Source organism: Fulvivirga sp. (assembly GCF_040220315.1).
GTDB lineage: Bacteria > Bacteroidota > Bacteroidia > Cytophagales > Cyclobacteriaceae > Fulvivirga.
The window spans coordinates 1-6148 of record NZ_JAVJUY010000164.1 but is presented as its reverse complement, the minus strand read 5'-3'; the positions used below and the strand labels follow the sequence as shown (position 1 = coordinate 6148).

The 6148-nt window shown below is 34.0% G+C and carries 6 protein-coding genes; 2 read left to right on the top strand and 4 right to left on the bottom strand.

Translation table 11 applies throughout. The annotated features are described in order from the left end of the window. The coding region (locus RLO81_RS08080; RefSeq protein WP_350109824.1) for a metallopeptidase TldD-related protein at nt 1–724 on the top strand (724 nt) is incomplete at its 5' end. Nucleotides 725–727: 3 nt separating this feature from the next. Here the strand turns inward: RLO81_RS08080 and RLO81_RS08075 are convergent. Together RLO81_RS08075 and RLO81_RS08070 are read right to left on the bottom strand one after the other, a co-directional pair. Beyond that, the gene (locus RLO81_RS08075; protein WP_350109821.1) at nt 728–1300 is read right to left on the bottom strand and encodes a hypothetical protein; all 573 of its coding nucleotides are present in this window, start codon (nt 1298–1300) and stop codon (nt 728–730) included. After that, nucleotides 1281–1784 carry an RNA polymerase sigma factor gene (locus RLO81_RS08070; protein WP_350109818.1) on the bottom strand — a complete coding sequence of 168 codons (504 nt, stop codon included), beginning with the start codon at nt 1782–1784 and terminating at the stop codon, nt 1281–1283. The genes RLO81_RS08075 and RLO81_RS08070 overlap by 20 nt, the downstream gene beginning before the upstream one ends. 166 nt (nt 1785–1950) lie before the next feature. Between RLO81_RS08070 and RLO81_RS08065 the strand changes: the two genes are divergently transcribed. Next, nucleotides 1951–2643, top strand: a complete 693-nt coding sequence (locus RLO81_RS08065) for a hypothetical protein (RefSeq protein ID WP_350109815.1) — start codon at nt 1951–1953, stop codon at nt 2641–2643. 7 nt (nt 2644–2650) lie between these two features. On the opposite strand, the gene RLO81_RS08060 is transcribed toward RLO81_RS08065, so the two are convergent. Together RLO81_RS08060 and RLO81_RS08055 are read right to left on the bottom strand one after the other, a co-directional pair. Further along, entirely contained in the window at nt 2651–4657 is a 2007-nt protein-coding gene (locus tag RLO81_RS08060; protein WP_350109812.1) for a TonB-dependent receptor plug domain-containing protein, read from the bottom strand. A 12-nt stretch (nt 4658–4669) separates the two neighbouring features. Continuing rightward, the coding region (locus RLO81_RS08055; protein ID WP_350109809.1) for a TonB-dependent receptor at nt 4670–6148 on the bottom strand (1479 nt) is incomplete at its 5' end.

Below are 6148 nucleotides of genomic sequence, written 5' to 3'. Positions count from 1 at the left end.
ATCTGCTGTACCTGCGGTTATCAATACTATCATACCACAATTTGTGCCCAAACCTTTGGAGGAGGAAAGCAACTATTATGGCTATAGTACTTCCGCATCTTTAGAGAAAAAAATTGGAAAACAAGAGTTCTCTAAGAGTCTTACACTAACGCTTAAACCTACATTAAAAGAATATAATGGGGTCAAGTTATTGGGCTCTTACTTGATAGATAATGAAGGTGTAAAACCTAAAAACGAAATAGTGTTGGTAAAAAAAGGTGTAGTAAATGATTTAATGGTTAGTAGGAATTACATAGGTAAAGATTTTGAACCTAACGGAACATCCAGCAGTCAAGGGGTACTTCATATAGAAATCGACAATACAGTTGAAAGTACAGATGCCCTTCAAGACCTATTGCTGAAAAAGATAAAAGACGAAGACCTTCCTTATGGATTAATCATTTCTAAATTTTTTAACGATCAGTATTTTCATGTCAAGAAGATACTTGCAAATGGTGATATTGAATATTACCGAAATGCCAGGTTAATGGATTTTGATAAGAAATCTTTAAGGAAGATAGTTGCAGCAAGTAAGGAGGAACAAGTTACAAATGAGACCAATCTCAATTCATACATTGCCCCAAGGGCCTTACTTATTGATGGTGTTGAAATTGAACCAGCCAGAATCCCGAAACCAAAGAATAAACCTGCATTGGTAGAAAGTCCTTTACATGCAATAAACTAATGGTTAATCCTCATCCAATGTTTTCTTCAACTTTTTAAGTTCGTTATACTTATTTACGTACCATTTATGCTCCCATGTGCTGGCATATAATACAAATGCGAAAACACCTATCAATACGAGACTAAAGGTTAGGTTATCAAACCCTTTGGTAAAAACAGTTAAAGTGGCAATTGCTACAAAATAGTATTGCATTGTTTTTGACATTCTTACCACATAGCGAGCGTCTGATAATCCATGCTCCAAGTCACCATTAATGCTTCTATCAAATTTCTCTTTACCGGATAATCGCTGGCTTCTGAAATAGAGAATGATTGCGGCAGTAGCAAACATGAAAACAGCCATCACCAGATCGAGAATGGTATCTCTGTTTTTTGCAAAGTGAGCTATGAAAATGGCTGAACCGGCCAATAGGTTAGTACCCACAAGGATATACTCCATAAATTTAGCCTTATGTATGGCACCTTTCTTTTTACTAGTAATGATATTATGCAAAGCACTTTCGTCTATTGTATACATAGTCTTCTTATTTTGATTGTCCCAAACTTTTTTTAATTCATCAAACTCCATGATTTTCATAAGTTTTAGATCTTTCGACCAGGTGATTTTTAATTCGATAAATTTTAACGCCTACATTAGATTCTGATATCCCTACCATTTCGGCCATTTCTTTGTAGCTATAGCCATCTAATAGAAGCAATGCAAGAGATTTATCAATCTCATTCATCTGTGCTATCTGGTAGTAGAGCCAATCTAATCGTTCGTCTTGATGATCAGGTTTGTATTCTAGAAGATGAGCCGACTTGTCAATATCCTGCTTTCCATAAGAATGTTTTTTTTCTTTTTTGGACCATCTGATGGCCGTATTAAGAGCAATTCTATAAAGCCAGGTACTCACAGCTGCTTCACCTCTGAAATTAGGGATGCTTTTCCAGGCCTGAATAGCCATTTCCTGAAAAAGGTCGTTGGCATCATCATTATTTAAAGTGTATGCGCGCACCACCTTAAATAATAAAGCCCGATAATCTTTGATCCACGAATTAAATGTTTCCTGTTGATTCAAAAGATATTTCTTTTAATTATTTGTTACAGTAGTAACTGAAAGGAGGGATTTTATTACAGATGATGAAAATTAAATTCTAAATTATTGATTGTCAGTAATTAAAGCCCCAAATATTTGCATATACTAAAGAAAGGTATCAATTTTAATTGATATAAGTTGGCGAAAAATGGATAGTATCAATCATCTCAAGAATTTAGTAGTTCTTGCATACTCTGACGGGGTATTTGAAGAATCTGAGTTAAATAATTTAAGGAATGCAGCCAAAGAACTGGGTGTGCCTAATGAGCAGCTAGATAAATGGATCGCAGACGCGGATAATATCGTACTTACCTTACCTGAGGACAACGCAGAGCGTGAGAAGCAATTAATAAGTATGATTAAAATGTCAACCATAGACGGTTACTTCTCTCAGGATGAATATGACCTCTGCCTTAGAATAGCAGAAAAACTAGGCTATGATGGACTAGGACAAGCCTTAAATTTTTGCATGAACGAGTCTAACCTAAAGAATCTAATTGCATTGGCCAGTGCTGACGGTAAAATTGATGATTCTGAGTTGGCCGTGATAAAAGAAGCCGCTGAAAACGCAGGTGTAGATGATGAACGGTTGCATGAAATGCTAAAGGTTGGGAGTGAGTTTGTACATGTTATACCAGAGCGCGAAGAAGATAGGGAGACCCAATTAATTCAGATGCTGAGCCTTGCCATTGCAGATGGTGAATTTACGGCAGACGAGTACAAACTTTGTAAAACAGTAGCTGAGAGACTCGGATTTTCACAAACAGAGTTGGATATGATTATTAAGCTTTCCTTTCAAGGTAAAATTGAGCTTGACGGTATTCGTAAGATAGACGAATAACTACATTTTAATTACTTACCAGGCTGGAATAGGGTATTTCTTTCGTGAGGGAAATGAAGTTCCTGTTTTCGTCTATGCCTTCAATTTTAATTACTAATGTTCCTGGAATTGTTAATGGTGCTATTTTTATTGGGGTGCTTTCATTAGCCTTAATATCAATATTACTTTTCCAATATACACATGACTCGATGTTTTCATTGGGAGTAAAAGGTATTTCATCTTTATAAAATGAGGCAATAGCTGTGTAATTCATATTGCTTGATTTAATAGGTTCGATTATTTCAGGTACAACATCTTTTGTGGTTACTAGCACAACACCTCCTTTGGCTCGAATACCAAACTGGGTTACTGCACCTAAATTTTTAATAACCTGAATCTCTTTAACATTCTCAGCTCTAACAATATTTAGACTATTGACATTAAAACCCATTGGCATTCCATTTAATACAAAAAGAACAGGGGAACCGCTGTAATATGCCCTGTCTAACAACACATTACCATTGGTAGGGTTATAGAGGCTGATATTTAAAAATTGTCTTAATAACTCAAGAAATGGATCAGCCCCTATACTGCTTATATCTTCACCCTTTACAGTTTGCACTTTTACATTATTAAAGTATGTGAAAAGCGGTCTTTCATTAATGGATTTTTGTTCAATTTTAGAATCCTCAACTGTCACGCCTTCTAGAAGTTGATAATTAAGTTGGTCATCAAAATGAAAATTAACAGGTTGAATTTGATCTTCATTTTTACTTCTATATACTTTTTTATTCCAAAGTAAGTCTTTGGGCATTCGATATTTTACTGTATCGAACAATACGACTTCAAGCGGCTTGCCTTTTTTTCTTGGTGCACTCACAATAAAATCATGATCTTTATACTTTGAATCGATCCTAGTATAAAAGGTATTATTGTCGATTTTATTAATCTCAATAATATCGGAAGTTTCCAGATCTAAGGCCCAAACTTTATATTTCATATTTTTCTTGCCAGGCGTTAATACCTTCCCACTAACAATGTATTCTTCATCTTCAGTCAATAGGCTATTTTTATTTTTATGGTATGATTGGATAGTTGAAGTAGTCATGTACTCAATAATATTTGAGTATGACTTATTTGTATTCAATTCTTTAATATATGAGGTAACTGATACATTCCCATTTAACTGTATACCTCCCTCATCCACAATTTGAATACCAAATACCTTAGAATTACTTGAATCTGAATTACTTAAGGATGATAGTTTAATGGTTGAACCTTTGCGCTTAATTGGAAACGAATATTCATCTATAAGTACACCTTTTTCACTAAATAAAAGAGCTTTTATAGTACCTTGATGGAAATCATTGTAATTCAAATTCACCGAATGCTTTTTGTCAGTTGCAGCCCAAATAACCTCACCATTTACTATCACTATTAGGTTTGTAGGTTCATTTAATATATCCTGCGCTGTTATAATTGCACCTTCATTTTTCGAATGAATGGAAAAATAGTTAGACTCCAATATATGCTCGGTGTTTAGAGATATATTACGATCTTTTGATTTTTTGCCTGATGATCGTTGATTCTGAATTTGAATTTCCTTAGAAAAAAAAGAGCTATTATTTATTGATTTACTGGTTGAGAAAACAAGCTGGTAAAACCCAGCAGTTATAGTAGAATCAAATGCGAATGTTCCGGAGCTTAACCCATTTTCTACTTCATACCTATTTATTTGAATCAGGTTTTTAGCGGAATCATAAAGTTGAGCGTATAGTGTATTGGAATTACTTGGCTTATTATTAACTCCTGTTAAATATGCCTTGAACCATACGTTTCCACCTGTTAGATATGTCTCTTTATTCGTTTGAACATAGATTTTCTCATAGTAGTGCTGATTAAAGTTTTCAATACTATTGATGAGAGAGTCTAGGATGTTCTTTTGAGTTTTGGTTGACTGACCTAGAACTTCATAATAAATCATTGAAAATTGCAAAAACAAAACCAGAATAATAAATAATCTTTTTCTTATCATCCCAGACTATGTTTATAATCCCTGAAGGTTTAATTCTTTTTCGAACGAGACAAAATTGGAGTTAGAATCAATGCCCTCTATCTTCAAGACTAGAGTACCTTTAATATCAGGCTTTTTAAAACTTAACATGAACTCGCCATTCTCATTAGGCTGAATATTATCCTCCCATAAGATGCAAGACTCTAAATTTCTGGAAGGTGTAAATGATTCATTTTCAGAATAGTAACTTGTAATTTCTACTTTGCTTTCAATATCCTGATTATAAGTTAATTGAGTATTGGTCACAAAATCTTCTGTATCTATGAGTACTACTCCACCAGCTGCATCTGCGCCAAACTGCACCACAGCACTTAAGTTTTTAATAATCCTGATACTCTTAATAAAATTTAAATTTATATCGTTAAGTAGTATCAGATTTGTACCTCTTGGAATGCCATTAACAACAAATAATACAGGACTTATCAAAGACCTAAAAAATATTTCTCTTCCACTAGGTGTTTCTTTCACAAGTGAGATATAAGTGTAAGTCCTCAATAAAGAGAGTAGATCGTCACCTCCAACTACATTTATTCTGTCTTTGGTGATCTCCTCCACCTTCACGTTGTTTAGGTAACTAAAAAGCTTGGTATTATTAATCGTATCTTTCTTTATCCTTGATGCCGATACAACAATTTCAGAAAGAACCTGATGATCGAGATAATCTTTAATTTCATTCAACTGTTCTTCAGAATTATCTATTTCAGGTATGAGAGGTTCTGAAGATGGCTGGTAATTAAACTGAGGAGGGAAAAAGTGATACTTAATAGAATCATTAAGTTCAATATCAATTGGTTTTCCTTTGAAATTGGCACCTACTACAAATTCAGAGTTGTAATCCGCACTATCAATTTCAATTGAAAATCTTCCATTATCATCAATGTCTGTTTCGTAAAATTTTCCTGCATTTATGTCTACAGCGGATACTTTTATATTTTCCATTTTTCTGGGAGCAGCTTCAACCTTACCCGAAATAACATAGTTGTCTTTAAAGTTTTCTGACTCACGGTTGTCGTCTGTTAAATTGAGATAGGCTTCATAATTATTGTTTGAATACCTTGATTTATAAGGTTTTCCGCGATAATATGGATTCAATTCTTTAATGTACACAGTGGCGGACAAATGGCCTTTCAATGGCTTACCCTCTATGTTTGTTAAGGTTATCTTCTGTGATATCTGATTCTCAACAATATCCACTTCTTCTACTGAAAATACACTGTTTGTATCATTCAACTTTATGGGATTTGAGACGCTTTCCAATAGTTGATTATTTCTGTCAAAGCAAAATATAGTTGCTATACCTTTTGGCAAAATGTTATTCGGAATTGATATTTTACTGGTGCCTATGAAGCTTCTTCCCCATAGAACTTCTCCATTTACCTGAAGAATTATACTATAAAATGGATCGCTTGTAGTTTGATAATTTATTATTAATGAGTCGTTCTTCGATTCTAT

Coding starts and splice junctions, on each gene's coding strand:
- RLO81_RS08075 (WP_350109821.1), bottom strand. CDS start 1,300: ATGAAAATCATGGAGTTTGATGAATTAAAAAAAGTTTGGGACAATCAA.
- RLO81_RS08065 (WP_350109815.1), top strand. CDS start 1,951: ATGGATAGTATCAATCATCTCAAGAATTTAGTAGTTCTTGCATACTCT.
- RLO81_RS08060 (WP_350109812.1), bottom strand. CDS start 4,657: ATGATAAGAAAAAGATTATTTATTATTCTGGTTTTGTTTTTGCAATTT.